Annotated in this window: 19 protein-coding genes; 7 read left to right on the top strand and 12 right to left on the bottom strand. The window is 71.0% G+C overall.

The features are described from left to right. Positions 1-5: 5 nt before the first annotated feature. On the bottom strand, positions 6-383 hold the full coding sequence (locus tag C8K30_RS22740; protein WP_108495158.1) for a hypothetical protein: 378 nt from the start codon (positions 381-383) through the stop codon (positions 6-8). A 234-nt stretch (positions 384-617) separates the two neighbouring features. Between C8K30_RS22740 and C8K30_RS22735 the strand changes: the two genes are divergently transcribed. After that, positions 618-1,193, top strand: a complete 576-nt coding sequence (locus C8K30_RS22735; RefSeq protein ID WP_108495157.1) for a shikimate kinase — start codon at positions 618-620, stop codon at positions 1,191-1,193. A gap of 21 nt (positions 1,194-1,214) precedes the next feature. On the opposite strand, the gene C8K30_RS22730 is transcribed toward C8K30_RS22735, so the two are convergent. The 3 genes from C8K30_RS22730 to C8K30_RS22720 all read right to left on the bottom strand — a co-directional run bounded on the left by C8K30_RS22730 (position 1,215) and on the right by C8K30_RS22720 (position 4,249). Continuing rightward, positions 1,215-2,804: a multicopper oxidase family protein gene (locus tag C8K30_RS22730; RefSeq protein ID WP_199230648.1), complete on the bottom strand. Its 1,590-nt coding sequence runs from the start codon at positions 2,802-2,804 to the stop codon at positions 1,215-1,217. Continuing rightward, on the bottom strand, positions 2,771-3,253 hold the full coding sequence (locus C8K30_RS22725) for a hypothetical protein (RefSeq protein ID WP_108495156.1): 483 nt from the start codon (positions 3,251-3,253) through the stop codon (positions 2,771-2,773). The genes C8K30_RS22730 and C8K30_RS22725 overlap by 34 nt, the downstream gene beginning before the upstream one ends. 81 nt (positions 3,254-3,334) lie before the next feature. Then, positions 3,335-4,249 (bottom strand): aminoglycoside phosphotransferase family protein, encoded by a 915-nt coding sequence (locus C8K30_RS22720; protein ID WP_108495155.1) that lies wholly within the window; start codon positions 4,247-4,249, stop codon positions 3,335-3,337. A gap of 230 nt (positions 4,250-4,479) precedes the next feature. Between C8K30_RS22720 and C8K30_RS22715 the strand changes: the two genes are divergently transcribed. Together C8K30_RS22715 and C8K30_RS22710 are read left to right on the top strand one after the other, a co-directional pair. After that, on the top strand, positions 4,480-4,836 hold the full coding sequence (locus tag C8K30_RS22715; protein ID WP_108495154.1) for a hypothetical protein: 357 nt from the start codon (positions 4,480-4,482) through the stop codon (positions 4,834-4,836). 295 nt (positions 4,837-5,131) lie between these two features. Beyond that, positions 5,132-6,331: an MFS transporter gene (locus tag C8K30_RS22710; protein ID WP_108495153.1), complete on the top strand. Its 1,200-nt coding sequence runs from the start codon at positions 5,132-5,134 to the stop codon at positions 6,329-6,331. A gap of 28 nt (positions 6,332-6,359) precedes the next feature. On the opposite strand, the gene C8K30_RS22705 is transcribed toward C8K30_RS22710, so the two are convergent. Next, positions 6,360-7,634, bottom strand: coding sequence for a hypothetical protein (locus C8K30_RS22705; protein ID WP_146197568.1), 1,275 nt, complete (start codon positions 7,632-7,634; stop codon positions 6,360-6,362). Between the two features lie 29 nt (positions 7,635-7,663). Next, entirely contained in the window at positions 7,664-8,926 is a 1,263-nt protein-coding gene (locus tag C8K30_RS22700) for a hypothetical protein (protein ID WP_146197567.1), read from the bottom strand. Between the two features lie 329 nt (positions 8,927-9,255). Between C8K30_RS22700 and C8K30_RS22695 the strand changes: the two genes are divergently transcribed. The 3 genes from C8K30_RS22695 to C8K30_RS22685 are packed head-to-tail and all read left to right on the top strand — an operon-like array spanning position 9,256 to position 11,334. Continuing rightward, positions 9,256-9,939 carry a YceI family protein gene (locus tag C8K30_RS22695; RefSeq protein ID WP_199230647.1) on the top strand — a complete coding sequence of 228 codons (684 nt, stop codon included), beginning with the start codon at positions 9,256-9,258 and terminating at the stop codon, positions 9,937-9,939. Between the two features lie 55 nt (positions 9,940-9,994). Then, entirely contained in the window at positions 9,995-10,498 is a 504-nt protein-coding gene (locus C8K30_RS22690) for a sigma-70 family RNA polymerase sigma factor (RefSeq protein ID WP_108495150.1), read from the top strand. Continuing rightward, positions 10,495-11,334 carry a zf-HC2 domain-containing protein gene (locus C8K30_RS22685; protein ID WP_108495149.1) on the top strand — a complete coding sequence of 280 codons (840 nt, stop codon included), beginning with the start codon at positions 10,495-10,497 and terminating at the stop codon, positions 11,332-11,334. Before C8K30_RS22690 ends, C8K30_RS22685 begins: the two co-directional genes overlap by 4 nt. On the opposite strand, the gene C8K30_RS22680 is transcribed toward C8K30_RS22685, so the two are convergent. From C8K30_RS22680 to C8K30_RS22660, 5 genes are all read right to left on the bottom strand, one after another. After that, on the bottom strand, positions 11,329-11,835 hold the full coding sequence (locus tag C8K30_RS22680) for a nitroreductase/quinone reductase family protein (RefSeq protein WP_108495148.1): 507 nt from the start codon (positions 11,833-11,835) through the stop codon (positions 11,329-11,331). The genes C8K30_RS22685 and C8K30_RS22680 overlap by 6 nt on opposite strands. Positions 11,836-11,990: 155 nt before the next feature. Beyond that, positions 11,991-12,815: an endonuclease I family protein gene (locus tag C8K30_RS22675; RefSeq protein ID WP_108495147.1), complete on the bottom strand. Its 825-nt coding sequence runs from the start codon at positions 12,813-12,815 to the stop codon at positions 11,991-11,993. Between the two features lie 279 nt (positions 12,816-13,094). Further along, complete coding sequence (locus tag C8K30_RS22670; protein WP_108495146.1) at positions 13,095-13,931, bottom strand: carbohydrate ABC transporter permease; 837 nt, start codon at positions 13,929-13,931, stop codon at positions 13,095-13,097. A 2-nt stretch (positions 13,932-13,933) separates the two neighbouring features. Further along, positions 13,934-14,881, bottom strand: a complete 948-nt coding sequence (locus C8K30_RS22665) for a carbohydrate ABC transporter permease (protein WP_108495145.1) — start codon at positions 14,879-14,881, stop codon at positions 13,934-13,936. Then, the gene (locus tag C8K30_RS22660; protein WP_108495144.1) at positions 14,878-16,254 is read right to left on the bottom strand and encodes a sugar ABC transporter substrate-binding protein; all 1,377 of its coding nucleotides are present in this window, start codon (positions 16,252-16,254) and stop codon (positions 14,878-14,880) included. Before C8K30_RS22660 ends, C8K30_RS22665 begins: the two co-directional genes overlap by 4 nt. Positions 16,255-16,416: 162 nt before the next feature. Here C8K30_RS22660 and C8K30_RS22655 point away from each other — a divergent pair, with 162 nt between their 5' ends. After that, a complete protein-coding gene (locus tag C8K30_RS22655; RefSeq protein WP_108495143.1) occupies positions 16,417-17,349 on the top strand; it encodes a sugar-binding transcriptional regulator in 933 nt (310 codons plus the stop codon). Positions 17,350-17,420: 71 nt separating this feature from the next. On the opposite strand, the gene C8K30_RS22650 is transcribed toward C8K30_RS22655, so the two are convergent. Beyond that, positions 17,421-18,917 (bottom strand): mannitol dehydrogenase family protein, encoded by a 1,497-nt coding sequence (locus C8K30_RS22650; protein WP_108495142.1) that lies wholly within the window; start codon positions 18,915-18,917, stop codon positions 17,421-17,423. Between the last annotated feature and the right edge of the window lie 283 nt (positions 18,918-19,200).

The following is a 19,200-nucleotide window of genomic DNA, read 5'->3' as shown; positions in this document are numbered from 1 at the left end:
TACTACTACAGAGGCCCCCGGTCGTACTGCATGTTGAACTGCGCCGACCCCGCCTCGACCTCCATCACCCAGGTACACACCCGACGGCGGTCCAGCACGCTTCGGACGGCACACGCCTCGCCGTCGGGCAGCACCTCGGAGGCCAGGTCCTCGCCGGACATCCCAGCCGGGGCATCGACCGTCAGCTCCAGCCAGCAGCCCCCCGAGCCACAGCCCTTCTCCTCGGCGACCACCCGCGCGCCGTCGGGCAATGCTGGAAGGGAGGACGACGGCGGCATCGCATCCTCGGAGATTGCCAGCCACAGCACTGGCGCTGCCAGGAACGCCGCCACGGCCACGGCGAGCACGACCACTCCCTTGACTACCGTCCCGGTTCGGAGCATGCGCAGACTCTACGGCCGCCCTCCGTCTGCCCAGGACAGGCGAGGCTTCATGACTTCCCAGCGGCGTCGACACCCAGCACCCGGACCATCAACCCATCGTGACCGACGGCCCGTCGCACGGCGCGGCCAGTAGCCCGGACCAGGTGGCCCCGCCCGGAGAGTCGCTCCCGATCGACCCCGACATAGTGGGTGATACTGACGGACATTTCGCCCATTGCGACGGGAGTACCTCCGATGATCCTGGTTGGCCCACTCGCGGCCGGGAAGTCCACGCTCGGCGCGCTTGTTGCCGAGCGGCTCGGGCACCCGTTCGTCGACATCGACGACATCGCCTGGCCCTACTGCGCCGAGGTCGGTTGGACCCTGGACCGGCTCCTCGAGCGCGACGAGGCGGTCGGCTGGGCCGCTGCCGAACGCGAGTGGGAGCCCGCACGCGCCCACGCCGTGCAGCGAACAATCGCAGACCACCCGGACGCAGTCATCGCCCTTGGCGCCGGCTACACCAGCTTCACCAGTGCCGACCACGCACAGCAGGTGCGTCTGGCGCTGGCGCCGATCCCCGACGTCATTCACCTGCTCCCCAGCCCGGACCCGGAGCGCTCCGTCACGGTGCTGCGCGAACGCGCGATCAGGAGCAGAGGGAAGGACTGGATCATCGAGGGCGACGACTGGATCGCCAGGTGGGTGGCAGACACCCTGGCCGGCGAGGTCGCCGCTGCCACCGTCTTCACCGACGGGATGAGTCCCCACGAGTCCGCCGACCAGGTCGTGCGGCTGCGGGAGCGCCTGCTCACAGGGCTCGCGGCGTAGGAGACCTGACCCAGGAGGCAGTCACTCCGTGACGAAGTCCGCCATCATCGCCATGTCCTCGTGCTCCAGGTTGTGGCAGTGCAGCATGAACGCCCCCGCGTAGTCCGTGAACCGGACCGCGACCTCCACTCCCCCGGCGGGGCGCACGTCGACGGTGTCCTTCCAGCCCGCGTCGTACGGGCCGGGCCCCCGGTTGTTCCGCCCCACCACCTGGAACGGGTCGAGGTGGACGTGGACCGGGTGATGGACGTCGGTGATGAAGCGCCACACCTCGATGTCCCCCAGCCGAGGGCGGGCCGACGGACGCCCCGCGCGGTACGGCTCGCCGTTGATCGTCCAGCCGTGGTCCGCGCTGAGCTGGAAGCGGAAGGTCCGCGTGGTCGTGGCCCGGCTGAGATCCAGCCGCTCGACCGTCGCGAGCCGCGTCGGCACCCGCGCGTCGTCGTCCACCCGCGCCGAGGAGACGTCGAAGCACATCACCTCCGTCGTCCGGCCCTCGCCCAGGCGGTTGAGGAGCCGCACCCGCGTGCCGGGTGCGAACCGGGAGAAGTCGACGACGACGTCGAACCGCTCCGCCGGCGCGATGTCGATCGCGTCGTGGGCGATCGGCCGTTCGAGCAGGCCGCCGTCCCCGCCGACCTGCATCAGCACCCCGCCGCCCGACGGCTGCGGATCGAGCGCCAGCCGGTAGCGGCGGGCGTTCGAGGCGTTCAGGAATCGCAGCCGGTAGCGGGCACGGTCCACCCGGAGCGCGGGCCACGGCGCGCCGTTGACCAGGACGACGTCGCCCAGCACGCCGTCCATGTACCGGTCCTCGACGCCGTGCTCCTCCATGGCCGGATCGAGCAGCGGGTAGTGGAAACCGCCGTCGGCCGCGAAGGAGCGGTCGGTGATCATCAGCGGGAGGTCCCGGTCTCCGACGGGAAGGTGCAGGCCGTCCTCGACGTCGTCATGCACGAGGTGGAAGCCGGCCAGGCCGCGCCAGACCGCCGGCCCGGTGAAGCCGTGCCGGTGGTCGTGGTACCAGAGCGTCGCCGCACGCTGCTCCATCGGGTAGGTGTAGTCGCGCTGGCCGACGACGCTCCCCGCGGCGCCACTCGCGTCGTGCGCATGATGGCCACCGGCCGCGCCGCCCGCCTCGGCGGGCAGGACCAGGTCCATCGGGTACCCGTCACTCTCGGCCGGGGTGTGGCCACCGTGCAGGTGGACCACGGTCGGGTGCGGCAGCTCGTTCCGGTGCCGGACGACGGCGCGGCGGCCGCTGCGCGAGACGATAGTGGGCCCGGGGAAGCTGCCGCCATAGGTCCACGCCTCCGTCCGGAGCCCCGGCACGATCTCGAGGTCCGCGACCTGCTGGACGACGTCGTAGTAGTCGGTGGTCCCGTCCGAGCGGGTGGGCCGAAGAACCGGCGGCACCGGGAGCGACACCTCGAACCGGCCCGGGAGCGGCGCCTGGCTCGGCAGCACGAGGCCGGGCTGTCCCGGGCGCAGGAACTCGCGGCCGGCGAAGCCCGCCGCGCCGAGCGCCACGGCCGCGCCGGTCAGACCGAGGAACCCGCGGCGGCTGACGCCGCGGCTCACGCGGCGCCCCGGGGTGCGGAGCTCCGCCACGACCAGACGGCCACGAACGCGACGCCGATGCCGAGCGCCACCGCGACCGGAAGGTGCAGGGCCAGGATGCGCAACTCCCCTAGCGGCCACAGGGCGATGGCGACAACCACCTGGGCAATGCTCGCCCGGAGCGGCCACGACGGGCCGCCGCCCCGCTTCCAGACCGCCACGCACGCGACGGCCTGCAGCATGATCATGACGGACGTCGCCGTGCCGAGGCGTGCGTGTCCCTCCAGAGCCGGGTAGAACCCCGACAGGAAACCGCCCGCCAGAGCTGCCTGCCCGATCATCCCGGCCAGCGCGAGCGACGCCGTGATCCGCAGCAGGACCCAAGGCCACCTGCTCGCTGTGCGCCCCTGACGAGGCGGGAGGACCGCTGCCTCCGGGTCAGCCTTCATGATCACGCTCAGCCCGGACTCGTCGTCGCCCGGCTCGAATCGGGTGCTCACTGTCTCGCACGTTCCCTTCGTCGGCGGAGGTCATGACCACTCGACGAATCACCGCAGCAGAACGTGACGCGTTCGTTCGTTTCAGTCGGCGGATTCCAGGAGGCGTCGCAACGAGGCGTGCGCGGGCGGACCCCACGACGCCTTGCCGCCCGCGCGACCGCGAACACCGGCCTCGCCGATGAGCATTCCGCTCAGCGCGGTCAGGACCGCCCAGCCGCGAGCGCGGCGGAGGGTCGCGGCATCGACGTCCGGCTCGTATGCGGCGTAGAAGGCGCCCGCCGCGCCGTCCGGGAGCAGCACCCACGGGGCGGCGAGGTCGCAGGCCGGGTCGCCGGCGCACAGGTCACCGAAGTCGATGACGCCGCAGAAGGTGCCGTCAGCGGTCAGGACGTTGGCCGGGTGCAGGTCGCCGTGGAGCCACACCGGCGGGCCCGCCCAGTGCGGTGCGGCCACGGCGTCGTCCCACAGGGCGCGCACGGCATCGGGATCGGAGACGAGTCCCAGCTCGACAGCCGAGGCCAGATGCTCGGAGAACCGTCCGGCGAGCTCGGCCAGCGCCCCGCCATGACCACGGCCGACCGGCGCCCCGTCCGGCGCGGGCCGGTGGAGGGCCGTCAGGAAGTCGCCCAGGACCTTCCCTGCCTCAGCGGCACGTGTCGCCGGAGCAAGATCGGCCGGCGTGCCCGGTACCCACGTGGTGACGGTCCAGGGGCGCGGGAACCGCTCGGCCGGTTCGCCGAAACGCTGCGGGACGGGGATCGGCAGCGGCAGGCGCGGGGCGAGGGTGGGGACCCAAGCGTGCTCCTTGCGCAGCAACGCGTCAGCCGACCGTGTCGCCCACGGCAGCCTGACGGCGAGGTCGTCCCCCAGCCGCCACAGCTGGTTGTCCCAACCTCGCGCACCGAGGCGCAGCGGGTGATCTGCCAGGTCCGGGTGCTGCTCGCGCAGCAGATCCCGGATCAGCTCCGCACTGACCTCGATATCGCGATGGCTCATGAGCAGCAACGGTAACCGGGCTGTCCCTAACATCACGCCACGAAGCGGCCTGCGTTCACCGATCTGATGGCCTGACCACTCGGGAGCAACAGGTACTCTCAGAGCGGTGTTGCGCCGAGTAGACGTTGTCTACTGTCGGCAACACACCCCGCGCAGGTAGTGTCTCCCCGTCACCCGCCACACACCGCCCGCCTACCGGTCCCGCCCTCTCACCTGGCACGATGCGACTCGTGAACAAACGACCGCGCCACCGCACGCGCTGGATCGTGGCGACAGTGACCATTGCGACCGTCGGCACGCTGGTCGCCGTCGGCTACTGGCTTTACACCACCCACGTGCGGGACCGCTGGGCCTGGCGCCTCGCCGACCTCGACAGCAACGAGATCTACCTGTCCGGAGATTCTTCCGGGATCGAGGACGGGACCGTCGTGAAGGAGACCCGCGACCACGTCGTCGTCAAGTACTCGCGCCCGATCACGGACTTCACGGGCACGCCGAGCGGCGAGTTCGACACGGTCTGCTACCAGTTCCCGTTCGAGTTCCCGTTCGAGGAACCCGACAAGTTCGAGAAGGTCCCCTGCCCGTGACGACCGCCGTCCTCGCCGCCGGAGCCCCGAGCCGGGCCGCGTGCCGCCGTCGGCCACCAGGCTCTTGCCACGGCCCCGCTCCTTCCTGCTAGCGTCCTCGTAGTCGTCCGGGTCCACATCGGCCCGGGCCAATCGTTGCTGTTCCGCCCGGTGTCGGGGGCGGCGGTAGGGGCGCGTGTCCCGTCCCACCGCAGTCCAGGATGTCCCCAGGCGGGCCACGGGTCGCACCTCTTGCAGTACTGGCGCCGGCGACCCCGGGTGGCCCGTCCCGCCGGGCGGCGATGAAGGACATCCCATGACCCGTGCCGCCAGCGGCTACCGTCCCTTGCTGCGCACACCCGGCGCCGCCGCCTTTTTCCTCACCGCCGCCATCGGCCGTGTCGGCATCGCCATGACCGGCCTCGGCCTGGTCTGGCTGCTGCACGACCGCACCGGCTCCTACGCCACGGCCGGCCTCGCCGCCGCCGGATTCGCCCTCGCCGAGGCTCTCGTCGGCCCGCAGCTGGCCCGCCTGATCGACCGGTTCGGCCAGACCCGCGTCCTGCCGTTCTACCTCGTCGCGCACGGCGCCGCCGTCGTCGTCGTGCTCGTGTCGACGACGCCGGGCGTGGCGATCGTCGCCGCGACCTGCGCCGGCGCCGTCGTCCCCCAGCTCGGCGCGCTGTCCGCAGCGCGCTGGGCGCACCTCCTGCGCGACGAGCGGGCCGACGAGCTGCCCAGCGCCTTCTCCCTCGAATCGCTGGCCAACGCCACTGGCTTCCTCCTCGGCCCCGTGCTGGTCACCGCGCTCGGCGCGACCGGCAACACGACCCTGGCCAGCGCCATCGCCGCGGCCCTGATCGTCGGTGGCGGTGCAGCACTGGCCGCCCAGCGCCGCACCGCGCCCGGGCCCGCCCGGGAGACCCACCAGGGCAGCGCACGTGGCGAACGGTCCTCGTTGCTGCGGCCGGCGTTCCTGCTCCTGGCGCTGCTGAACCTGGCCATCGGGCTGTACTTCGGCACCATGGGGGTCGCGGTCACCGCGTTCGCGGTCGGCCACGAGATGCCCGGCGTGGCAACGCCGATCATCGCCGCCGGGAGCCTCAGCGCGCTGCTGTCGGGCTGGCTCTACGGGCTGCGTCGCCACCCCATGCCGGCACGCCGGCAGCTCGTCGTCGCCACCGCGTACCTGACGGTGACGGCGCTGCTGCTTCCCCTCGCGCCGTCCGCGGCCTGGCTCGGCGCCGCCATGGTGTTCACGGAGGCCGCCGTGCCGCCGACCCTGGTGCTGCTCACCGTGCTGACCGAGCGGGCCGTCCGCCCTTCCGCCCTCACGCAGGCCTTCACCTGGAACAACTCCGCCAGCGCGGCCGGCTCGGCTCTGGCGGCGTCGCTCGCCGGACACGCCGCCGATACGTGGGGTGCCTCCGCGGCCCTCGCACAGGCGCCCTTGGCCGGGCTCCTCCTCTTGGCCCTCGCCGTCGTGCTCCACCGCGCCGCACGACGGGCCCGGTGAGCCCGTCGTGGCCGACGCCGTGGGGCGGTCAGCGGGTGAAGAACCGCAGGGACCAGGACCCGTCGTAAGGGAACTCAGGGTCGTCGGGCGTATGCCCGGTCTCGTACTCCAGCGCGACGGGACCCGCTGCCCCCGCCTCGATCTGGAAGGGCCCGCCCATCGAGTAGAACCCCAGATCCGTCACGTTCAGGATGTCGTCGAACCGGTTGATGGTCAGGAAGTCCGCGATCTCTTGCCCGTCACATACGTCGTTGATCGGGTCGACCTCGTGCCGGATACCCACCGCAACGTAGGAGCGCCCGCCGGGGATCATGCCCACCCCGAACTCGATGCCTTGGTCGCAGCCCGGTTCCAGCGGCGCGCGGCGCGACCAGAGCACCGTTTCGTCGCGCCAGTCGCCGTCGTGCTCGATGTACCGGGTGCGAATCTCGTACCGCCCGTTGGACTTCACCGGCCATGCGACTCGCGTCGCGGTGTCGCCGGTGGTAGCCCTCGCCCGCACGCTCGTGCTGAACTGGAACGCGAGCAGCGTGTTGGTGGACTCCTGCCGCCAGAGCTTGTTGCCCGCGATCACAGTCTCGCGTCCCTGCCCGTCGGTCACGATCGCGAGGTTCGGCCGCGGGTTGTTGACGGTGCCGACACGCTGCGCGGGAGTCCACGTGGTCGACCCTTCCCGCAGGACCGATCGCCGTATCTCCGACGTCGTTCCCGTGGGCGCGGCCCAGACCACCGTGATCTTGCCGGCATCGTTGATAACCACGCCCCGGGGCGCGTCCAACGGCAGGTCCGGAGCGCTACCGGTCTCCCAGGTACCGCCCCGGGTCATGCGGCTCACGAACGGTGTGCCGTCGGCGGTGCTCCACAGCAGGGCAGCATCGCCGTCGGCGTTGCCGACCAGCTCCGACTCCTCGATCTCCTCGGCGATGGTCACGGGGTCGAGCCAGAAGACGCCGTCGGTCCCGTCGAACTCACGGGAGATGCTCCCCGTGACCGCGACGGCGTAGTCTCCCCAGCCGGCGACCACGCCGCCGTCGGAGCTGGGCGGCAGGAGCACGCTGAACCAGTCGTTCGTACGAAAGTTGGTTATGCCGTGCGAGAGCACCGAGTGGTCCAGGCTGCCGGTCCTGGGCAGCCCGACCTCGAACACCCGGCCGGACCCGGCGACGGCCGCATCGCGCGGGGCCATGGCGTAGCGGACGGGCCAGGTCGGCGCCGGGTCACCCGGCGCGGCCGACGCCGACGGCGCAGCCAGACCGGCGACAAGAACACCTACCACGATGGCCACGGCTGCAGATCGACGCATGATGTCTCCTGGGGCGGGCGTAGGTGAAGTCAGCGGGTGAAGAACCGGATGACCCGGTAACCGTCGACGGGAATCTCTTCGGGATCTTCTCCGAGCACGGGACCGATCCCGTACTCCAGCGCGACGGGCCCGGCAGTCCCCGCCGAGACCTGGAACGGCCCGCCCAAGGCGTAGCTGCCCAGGTCGCTCAGATTCAGGACGTTGTTGGACGGGCTCACGGTCAGGAAGTCGGCGATGTCTTGCCCGTCGCACTCGAGAACTGCGTCGCCGGCAAGCTCGATACGCTGGATGCCGACGGCGATGTAGGAGCGTCCGGCGGGGACCATGCCGACTCCGAACTCGATGCCTTTGTCGCAGTCCAGGTCCGAGGGGACGGGGTACGACCACACCAGCCTCTGCGACCTCCAGACCTGCCCCTCGGCGTGCCGGGTATGGATCTCGTACTGCCCGTCGGCCTTCGTGGCCCAGACCAGGCGGGTGCCGGTCTCGCCCGCGGCGAGCTTGGCCCGCACACTGGTGCGGAACTGGAAGGCCGGCATCTGCGTGCTGGTGGCCTGCCGCCAGAGCTTGTTGCCTGCGATCAGAGTCTCTCGTCCCTGCCCGTCGGTGACGATCGAGAGGTTCGGCCTCGGGTCGTCGACGGTGCCGACGCGCCGCGCGGTGGTCCAGGTGGTCGACGCCGGCTGCAGTACCGACCTCCGGATCTCCGACGTCGTCCCGCTCGGTACGGCCCAGACCACGGTGATCTTGCCGGCGTCGTTGATCGCTACGTCCCTGAGGACCCCGGCCCCCGTGCCCGTCACCCGGCTCGTCTCCCAGGAGCCGCCGCGGACCAGTCGGCTCAGGTAGGGCGCTCCACCGGCGGCGTTCCACAGCATGGCGGCATCACCGTCGGTGTTGCCCACGACCTTCGACCGCTGGATGTCCGCGGTGACGGTGACGGGATCGCTCCAGGTGGCCCCGTCGAACACGCGGGACACGTTCCCGATCACGGCTACCGCGTAGTCGCCGGGACCGGCGACCACGCCGCCCTGGGAACGGGGAGGCACGAACACCTCTGACCAGTCGTTGCCCAGGACGTGCCCGTAGGACGACTGGCCCTGGGCCGCGGTTCTCGGCAGGCCTACGGTGAACGCCCGGCCCGAACCGGAGACCGCGAGGTCCCGCGGCGTCGCCGTGGAGCTGCCGGCCCAGCCGGGCGCCGGGTCTCCCGGCGCGGCCGACGCCGGCGGCGCGACCAGACCCGTCATGAGGGCGCCCAGCGCGATGATCACGGCTGCAGATCGACGCATGATGCCTCCAGCGCTCTGCGTCACGTGCCGCTGCCACCCGCAGCCGAAGGCGTCGTCGCCCGAGGCCGGGGTGCACGCGGCCTGCGTCGATGGTGCCACGACCCCGCGGCGTCCGACGTCCGTTTCACCCCGCGCGGCCTTCGCCCTGCGAAACGATGGCCGGTTCAGGCCCGCGGCCTCGCGACACTCCCGGCCGAACGTATCGCCAATACTCGCCCCAGAACTCTCGGTCCACGACTTTTGAGCTCGATTGAACCGACCCGCACCTTCACCCGTCGTGTGGGGCAGAGGTCGATATCCGGTCGGCCTGCGAACGAGAGGGGCGGAACGTGCGCAGAGGAACCAAGGTGGCGGTAGGCGTCGGTGCGGCTGTGGTCGTGGTCGGTGCGGCGGCGGCGATCTTCGGGCCGGGCCTGTACGCGGACTGGGCGAACGACGCCGCGGCGGAGGAGCCCACGCTGGCGACGTCGGCGGAACCCCTGCCCGACGCCGATGCCGCGGCGGGCACCTGGACCGTGAGCGACGGCTCGTTCGCGGGGTACCGCGTCGACGAGGTGCTGCAGGGCAACGACGTGACGGTCACCGGCCGCACCGAGGAGGTCACCGGTTCGGTGACCGTCGCGGACGGCTCGATCACCGTGGCCGACATCGAGGTGGACGTCGCCAGCGTGGCGACCGACGAGACCGCCCGCGACGCCTACTTCCGGGACCAGGCGATGCAGGCCGGCGAGTTCCCCACGGCCACCTTCGAGCTCACCGAGCCGGCGACGATCGAGGAGGGCGCGACGGCGGTCGAGCTGACCGGCGACCTCACGATCCACGGCGTCACCCAGCCCGCCACCGTCGAGGCCGAGGTCGCTGGAGACGCCACCAGCGGCGACCCCGTGCAGGTCATCGGCAGCGTGCCGATCACGTTCGCCGACTTCGGCGTCGAAGCTCCGGACCTGGGCTTCGTGACGGTGGAGGATGCTGGCAGCATCGAGTTCTCGCTGCAGCTGCAGCCGGGACAGTAGCAACCACTCAGTACGACGACGCAAGCGACGACCGTGACCAGGAGAGGAACTGCTCGTGGGCGCAGAGGATGAGCTCCTCGAGGCGGTGCACGACACGCACGCCGGTGCGCTGTACCGGTACGTCGTGCGCCGCACGGGCGACGAGGAGGAGGCGCGCGACGTCGTGCAGGAGACCCTGCTGCGCGCGTGGCGGCACCCCGAGGTGCTCGAGCGCTCCGAGGAGTCCGTGCGCGCCTGGCTGTTCACGGTCGCGCGGAACCTCACGGTCGACCATCTCCGCAGCGCCCGCCGCACCCGCGAGCGGGCCACCGGTCACCTCCCCGACCGCGAGGAGCGCGACACCACCCAGGCCGTGCTCGACTCGTGGCTCGTCGCCGACGCGCTGGTGTCGCTCTCACCGGCGCACCGGGCGGTCGTCGTGGGCGCCTACTACGGCGGCCGCTCGGTGGCGGAGCTCGCGACCGAGCTGGGTGTCCCGGCCGGGACGGTGAAGTCGCGCCTGCACTACGGGCTGCGTGCGCTGCGGCTGGCGCTGCAGGAGAAAGGAGTCACGTCATGATCCCCGCGGCAGATCCAGGACACGGCAGCGGCGACCGGTTCGCCGAGTGGGACGCGGCGTACGTGCTCGGCGCCCTGAGCCCGAGCGACCGTCGCGCCTACGAGCGGCACCTGGCCGAGTGCGACGCATGCCGCGCCGCGGTGGCCGAGCTCGCCGGCCTGCCGGGCCTGCTCAGCACGCTCACCCCCGCGCACGCGGAGGCGCTCGTCGCGGACGCACCGGGCATCCCCGACCTGTCCGACGGCGGCGCGCCGGCCCCGTTCGGCGCCGGCCCCGACGGCGACCCCGGTACCGGACCGGCTCAGGTGATCCCGCTCGCGAGCCTCGCCCGCGCGGCGCGCAGGTCCCGGTTCCGACGGCGGGCGCTGGGCGCCGTGGCCGCGAGCGCCCTGGTGGTCGCCGGGGCGGTCGGTGGTTCGGCACTCGCCGGCGGCGGTTTCTTCGGCGCGCCGGACGGTGCGGGCACGCCCCCGCCGTCGGTCACCGTGGCCGCTGCCCGGACGATCGAGCTGAAGCCCGTGGGCGAGGCGGACATGCGCGCGGAGGTGGTGGCCACGCCCACGGACTGGGGGACGAAGCTCGAGTGGAGCTGCCATTACCCGCCCATGCCCGGGCAGCAGCCATCCGACGCCGGTTACACGCCGCCGGAGCCGATCAAGTACGAGCTCGTGGTCGTGGGCCGGGACGGCGGGCGTACGGTCGCGGCGACGTGGACGTGGTCGGGCGGTACGACGTCGGGGCTGGACGCCTCGTCGGCGGTGCTGCTGACGGACATGGACCGGATCGAGATCACGCTCGACGGGCACGAGGAGGCGCTGGCGTCGGCGACGCTATGACGCCTCTGCGTCCGAGTCCGTGGGCGACGCCGCGGGCTCGGGCCACGGCTCGAGGATGACGACCGCCGTCTCGGTCGACCGGAGCGTGGCGAAGGCGTCCAGGTGCGCGTCGAGCTCACGCCACCTGGCCCACAGGCGTGTGCGCTCGTCGCCGTGCGCGCCGCGCGCCCGAACCGTGCGGGGCCCGTCGACGAGGTCCGCCTCGGCCTCGGGATGTGTCTGCAGGTTGAGCCACCAGGAGGGTTCGCCGTCGGCCCAGCCGTTCATCGCGAGGGTGACGAGGTCCGGTCCGTCCTCCAGGTAGCCGAGGATCACGCTGTGCTCGCACCCGGTGCGACGCCCGGTGGTGGTCAGGCGCATCATTCCCCACTTGTGCCCCCTGGGGCGGCGGAGGCCGAACCGCCCGCCGGTGAGGCGGTACAGCCGCCGGTGAACCCGCCACGCGAGATGGATGAACCAGCGCGGCGGAACCCGCGGTACTGACTTCAGCTCGTTCGACACGGTGACCCTCCGGCCCTCGGTTCTCTCTCCAGGGTAGGGAGCCCGCCCGGATGCGGCTATAGGTGGTCGGGTGAGCTGATGCTGCTCGCGTGAAGCAGACCGGGCGTACCCAGGCTCGTGAGCCCGGGTACGCCCGGTCGTCAACCGGCTGAGCTTCAGCCCCAGATGGCGTCCGCCCACTCCGGGTGGTCGATGAACGGGTTCCGGTTGTGCTGGTAGTCCTCGTAGATGATGTCGTTCCGGTCAGCCTCGGACGCGGACACCGGGTCCTCGTTGTTCCAGGCCAGCAGCACCGAGAGCCTGCCGTGGAACGGGACCGAGCCGTTGCCGGCGGTGTCGTTGGGCTCCAGGTCGGCGAAGCTGTCCTCGCCCTCGTAGCGCACCGCCATGTAGAGGATCATGCGCGCGACGTCGCCCTTGACCGCGTCACGCGGTTCGAAGGAGTTCGAGTCGGTGAAGCTGCCCGGCGCGCCGCTGACGGCGCTGCCGCCGTTGTCGAAGTCCTTGTTGCCGCGGATGCTGTTGACCTGCACGTCCTCGGGGCGCAGGTGGTGCAGGTCGGTGCCGGGGCCGGCCGACGTGCCGAAGTCGCCGTGCGACTGGGCCCACACGTGCTCGCGGTTCCAGTCGCCGACGTCGCCGCCGTTGAGGCTCTTGGAGCGCGACTGCCCGCCGTACAGGAGGATCACGTTGCTGGAGTTGTTGGGGTCCTCGTCGGTGGCCATCAGCGCCGTCCACACCTGGCTGTAGGAGAGCTGGTCGCTGTCGCTGATGATGTCGTTCAGCTCGGACTTCAGCGCCTCACCCGTCAGGCCCGCCGCGCTGTCGTAGTAGCCGGCCGGGATGTCCGCGGCGACCAGGGCCCCGCCGTCCTGCACCGCGACGTCCTGTGCGACCGCTCCCGGTGCCGCCAGCACCCCGGCAGCAACCACGAGTGCGGACAGTCCGCTCCCCCAAGCCCGTCCGAGACTTGTGCGCATCGTCGACCTCCGTGTGAGTCGGCCCGCAGCCCCCTGCGGGCAACGGTGCGCCGTCCACACTTCCATGCCACGACCGTGGCCTGTCATGCCATCAGTAAACATTGGGTGAAATCTACCGACATCACCCACTTTGCCTGGACCCACCCCAACCATCCGAGCAGTCACGCCACAGGGACACCAGCGAGGTCCGCTTCTACCAAGCAGTTAGGCCTGCAAACCTCAAGGTTTGCAGGCCTAACTGCTTGGTAGAAGCGGACTTCCAGATCCGGGGCGCGACCCCTACTTGATCGCGCCCATCGACAGCCCGCGCACCAGCTGCTTCTGCGCCACCCAGCCCGCGATGATCACGGGGAGCGAGGCGAGCAGCGCCGCCGCGCACAGCCGGGCCAGGAACAGGCCCTCGCTCGTCATCGTCGACACGATGAGCACCGGCACGGTCGCCGCGCGCGACGCCGTGAGGTTGAGCGCGAAGAAGAACTCGTTCCACGCGAAGATCACGCAGATCAGCGCGGTCGCCGCGATGCCGGGCGCCACCATCGGGATGAGCACGGAGCGCAGGGTCCGCATCAGCCCGGCGCCGTCGACGGACGCCGCCTCCAGCACCTCGCCGGGCACCTCCAGGAAGAACGACCGCATCATCCACACCGCGATCGGCAGGTTCATCGCCGTGTACAGGACCACCAGGGTCCAGATGTTGTCGAGCACCTTGAGCTGCCCGGCCACCACGTAGATCGGCACGATGACGGCCACGACCGGCAGCATCTTGGTGGAGATGAAGAAGAACAGCACGTCGCTGACCTTCTCCACCGGCCGGATCGACAGCGCGTACGCCGCCGGGATCCCGAGGAGCAGCACCAGCACGGTGGAGACCCCGGTGGCGATCGCGGAGTTGCCCACGTAGGCCGCGGACCCGCCCTCGATCACCGCGCGGAACTGGTCGAGCGTCGGCGTGAAGAACCACGTCGGCGGGTCGGACGCCGCCTGGCTCTCCTGCTTGAACGCCGTGGCCGCCATCCAGGCCACCGGGAAGAAGAAGGCGAGCGCCAGCAACCAGGTCAGCGTGGTCAGCACGCCACCGGTGGTTCGACGGCGGTACGCGCGCGTCACGTCGGACATGCTCACTCCTTGACCTCGAAGCTGCGGAAGATGAGGCGCAGCGCGGCGGAGGCCACGATGATCGTGGCGATCACGACGACGACGCCCATGGCGGCGGCCTGCCCGATGTCGAACCCGAGGAAGGCGCGCTGGTAGATGTAGAACGGCAGGTTGGCACTGGCGGTACCGGGGCCGCCCGCCGTCATGAGGTAGATCTGGTCGAACGTGTTGACCACGTAGATGATCCCGAGCAGCACGCCCAGCTCGATGTACCGCCGCAGGTGCGGCAGCGTGATCGACTGGAAGGTGCGCCACGGCCCCGCGCCGTCGACGGACGCCGCCTCCAGCACGTCCTTCGGCTGGGCCTGCAGCCCGGCGAGCACGAGCAGCATCATGAACGGCGTCCACTGCCACACCAGGGCCATCAGGATCGCGATGATCGGATAGGTCGACGTCCAGTCGACCGCCTCGATGCCGAACAGGCCGAGCGCCCAGTTGAACAGGCCGTACGTCGGGTTCAGCAGCGCGATGGACCACAGCACCGACGTCGCCACCGGCATCACGAGGAACGGCGTGATGAGCATGGTGCGGGCCACGCTGCGCCCGAAGAACGGCCGGTCCAGGAGCAGCGCGAGCACGATCCCGAGGATCATCGCCACCAGCACGCAGCCGAGGGTGATCACCACCGAGTTCCAGGCGGTCTGGCGGAACGTCGAGTCCTGCGCGATGTCCACGTAGTTGGACAGTCCCACGAACATGTCCTCGCCGGGCCGCAGCAGGTTCTGCGAGCGCAGGGAGTACCAGATCGTCACGAGGAACGGCAGCTGCGTGACGATGATGGTGAAGATCAGGGCGGGGAGCAGCGGGCCGCGGCGGCGCCACCCCTCGGCCTTGCTCACCGCACGCTCGGACGCCGCCTTGCGGGCCGCCCGGCGTGAGCCTTCGAGCCGGTCGATTGTCGAGGTGCTCATTGCCCCTCCTCTGCCCGGTAGGTCTGGGCCACGGTGTCGGCGTAGCGCTGGGACTGTGCGATGGCCTCGTCCACGGACACCTGGCCGGCGATCGCGGCGGACATCTGCTGGCCGACGCGGGTGCCGAGGTCCTGGAACTCGGGTATCCCGACGAACTGGATGCCCGGGTAGGGCACCTCGTGGGTCATCGCGGACTCCTGGGTGGCCCCGTTCATCGACTCGAGGGTCGCGTCCGCGTAGGCCTGGGACACCTCGGCGTACTCGGGGATCTCGTAGGTGGACAGCCGGCTACCGGGCGGCACCCGCTCCCAGCCGATCTCCTCGCCCACGAGCTTGATGTAGTCCTTGTCGGTCATCCAGGACACGAAGTCCCAGGCGGCGTCCTTGTGCTCGCTCGTGGACGGGATGGCCAGCGACCAGCTGTAGAGCCAGCCGGCCGACTCGGTCTCCGCGACGGGTGCGGGCACGTAGCCCACCTTGCCCGCAACGGTCGACGACGCGGGGTCCTCGACGGACGAGACCATGGAGGTCGCGTCGTACCACATGGCCGACTGGCCCTGGGCGAAGCGGGTGAGGCAGTCGCCGAAGCCCGACGTCGCCGCGCCCGGCTGCCCGTAGGACTGCAGGGTGTCGATGTACGTCTCGATGGCCTCGCGGCTCTCCGGGGAGTCGAGCGTCGCGTTCCAGTCCTCGTCGAACCAGCCGCCGCCGTACGTGTTCATCACTGTCGTGATGGGGGCCATGTCCTCGCCCCAGCCGGCCAGGCCGCGCAGGCAGATGCCGGAGAAGTCCTCCTCCGGGGCGTTCAGCTCGGCGGCCAGCTCCCGCACCTCGTCCCACGTCGGGTTGGCGGGCATCTCGAGCCCGGCCTCCTCGAACAGGTCGGTGCGGTAGGCCAGGAACGACGACTCCCCGTAGAACGGCACGGAGTACATGTCGCCGTCGTAGGAGAGCGACTCGCGGACGCTGGGCACGAAGTCATCGGCGTCGTACCCGTCGGTGGCGTCGATGTACGGCTGCAGGTCCTCGATCCAGCCGTTCTCGGCCCACATGGGCGTCTCGTAGTTGGAGATCATGACGACGTCGAACTCCCCGCCGCCGGTGGCCACGGACGCGGTGATCTTGGCGCGCGCCTCGTTCTCGGGCAGCGACACGAACCGCACGTCCACGCCGGGGTGGGCGGCCTTGAACTCGTCCTGCAACGAGATCGCGTCCTGCATCTGCGGGTTGGACACGATCGCCACGACGATCTGCTCGCCGTCACCACCGCCAACGGCGCCCGCCCCGGCACAGCCGGAGAGCGCCAGCGCGACGGCGGCCGTCGCGGCAGCCAGCGTCGCTCTCACCGAAGTACCCCTCGGAGGTCGGAACATCCTCGTCCTCTCCTCGGCGCAGCATCCACGCCGCGCTCATTTGAGAATTCTTGTTTGCTCATCTGCATCCGCAGAGTAGTTGGGTATGCTCAGGTGAGCAAGGCCCCCCGCTCAATAGTCGCTCGACAGTTCCCGCCGCCGCCTGCGGGAGTAAGGACGCAGGTGACCCAGAACGACTCGAACCTCATGGTCGAGGTGAGCACCGACTACTACCTCGACGGCAAGTCCAAGGTGGAGATCGCCCGCGACCGCGGCATCTCCCGCTTCCAGGTCGCGCGGCTGCTCACGCAGGCCCGTGACCAGGGCGTAGTCCGTATCGAGATCACCCCGCCCCGGGTCGACGGCGAGCGTGGCGCCCGCCTCGCCGCCCGGCTCGGCGCGCGCGAGATCCTCATCGCCGCCAGCGGCCAGGACCCCACGGCCACCCGGGAGAAGGTCGCCGTCGAGCTCGCCCTCGCGGCGCGCGAGCACATCACCGAGGGCGCGACGGTCGGCGTGTCGTGGTCGCGCACGGTCGAGGCCGCGGTTCGGCACATCGGGCCGCTCCCCCACTGCGACGTCGTCCAGCTCGTCGGGGCCCTGCCCGTCGAGGGCAGCGGCAACTCGCTCGGGCTGATCAATACGTTCGCGCAGATGCCGGGCGTGCGCACGTGGCCCGTCTGGTCCCCGCTCCTGGTGGCCGACGCCGCCACCGCCGCGGGCATGCGCCGTCAGCCGGAGATCGCCGACGCGCTGGCCCGGGCCGACCACCTGGACGTCGCCATCGTCGCCATCGGCCACTGGTCGGAGCGCACGTCCACCGTGTACCCGCAGATCAGCGCGGAGGAGCAGCGGGCGGCCACCGAGGCGGGCGCCATCGCCGAGTGCTCCGGCCGCCTGTTCGACGCCGAAGGCCGCCCCGTCCGGACGAGCCTCGACGACCGCGTGGTGGGCGTGACGCTCGAACAGCTCGCCGCCACGCCCCGGGTCATCGCCATCGGCTACGGCTCCGCCGTCGCGCCCGGCCTGGCGGCCGCGGTACACGGCGGCATCGCCGACACCCTGGTGATGGACGACGCCGCGGCCACGGCCCTGGAGTCCCTCACCCCCGCCTAGCTTGGTTGTGGGCGCGATCGTTGCGCCTATGACGGACACGTCGTCGCAACGGTCGCGCCCACAACCAAGGGTCAGGTGCGGGTTACCAGTGCCTCGACCGTGGGGCGGGCGCCCTTCTCGTGCAGGGAGTCGAGCGCCGCCGTGTACGCGGCGGTGAACCGCTCGTCGTCGACCAGGCCGCCGAACACCTCGCGGTCGCGCAGGAACGCGAGCGGGTCGGCCTTCTGCGCGAGCGCCGCCTGGTGCAGCCGGTCGGCCAAGCGGTCGACGATGTTGATCGGCTCGCCGGCCTCGTCCACCCCCTCGTCGTACCGGGCCCAGGACGCCACCACGAGCGCCGCGTGCTCGATCGGCCCGCCGTTGGCGAGGTGGTGCCGGACGACGGGCAGCAGCCACTTCGGGATGCGGTCCGACGACTCGGCGCACAGCCGCGCCAGCGTGTCGGCCACGTGCGGGTTCGCAAAGCGCTCGATCAGGGTGCGCTTGTACAGGTCCAGGTCGATGCCCGGCACCGGCTCCAGCGTGGGCGTGCCCTCGGTATCCATGTAGCCGAGCAGGAACCGGGCGAACACGTCCTGCCCCGCCACCTCGTGCGCGTACCGGTACCCGGACAGGTAGCCCACGTAGCACAGGGCCTGGTGACTGGCGTTGAGCAGGCGCAGCTTCATCAGCTCGTACGGCTCGACGTCGGACACCACCTGCACGCCGGCGTCCTCGAACGGCGGCCGGCCGGTCGGGAAGCTGTCCTCGAGCGCCCACTGCTCGAACGGCTCGGCCACCACGGGCCACGCGTCGTCGATGCCGAAGCGCTCGGCCACCAGCGTGCGGTCGGCGTCCGTGGTGACGGGCGTGATCCGGTCGACCATGGAGCCGGGGAACGCGACGTGCTCCTCGATCCAGCCCGCGAGCTCCGCGTCCTTGGCCCGGGCGAACGTGGTGAACGCCCGCCGTGCGACCTCGCCGTTGCCCTGGATGTTGTCACAGCTCATCACGGTGAACGGGGGCACGCCCCGGTCCCGCCGCCGACGCAGGGCCTCGGTGACCAGCCCGAACGTCGTCGCCGGGACGGCGCCGTCGGCCAGGTCCGCGCTGACCGCCGGGCTGTCCAGGTCGAACTCGCCGGTCACGTGGTGGATGTTGTACCCGCCCTCGGTGACGGTGAGCGAGACGATGCGCACCTTGGGCGAGGCCATCTTCTCGAGCACGGCCTCCGGGTCGTCGGGCGCCAGGAGGTACTCCTTGATCGACCCGATCACGCGCGCCTCGAGGTGCCCGTCCGGGTGCTTGAGCACGAGGGTGTAGAGGCCGTCCTGCGCGTCCAGGGCGTCGCGCATCCGGGCGTCGCCGGGCAGCACGCCGACGCCGCAGACCGCCCAGTCCATGGCCTTGCCCTCGGCCATCAGCCGGTCGAGGTACATCGCCTGGTGCGCGCGGTGGAAGCCACCCACGCCGAGATGGACGATCCCGGTGGTCAGCCGGGTGCGGTCATAGGTAGGCACCGTCAGCTCCGCGCCGCTCGGCGCGGACGCCACCAGGCTGCCCAGGGTCTCCTCGTCGAGTGCCGTCATCGTGCTCCTCCGCCGCCCTTCAGACTCCGTTGAACCGGCGGCCAGATTAACAGATGAGCACGACGATGGTCACAGATGAGCAGAGTCACGTCCACGCCCGGAAGCAGCGCGGGCGACCGGCGCGCACAGCGCAGTAAGGCCGTGACCAGCAGCTGGTCACGGCCTCACGATGCTCGAAACGGGATCGGCTACTCGTTGAGCGCAAGCCAGATCACACCGTTGCCAGATGTTCGCGCGCCACGGACGGCGCCATCAGTCAAGTACTCCTCGGCGCAAGCGCAGC

The organism is Promicromonospora sp. AC04, assembly GCF_003058225.1.
Lineage (GTDB): Bacteria > Actinomycetota > Actinomycetes > Actinomycetales > Cellulomonadaceae > Promicromonospora.
This window is presented reverse-complemented; position numbering and strand designations above follow the sequence as displayed.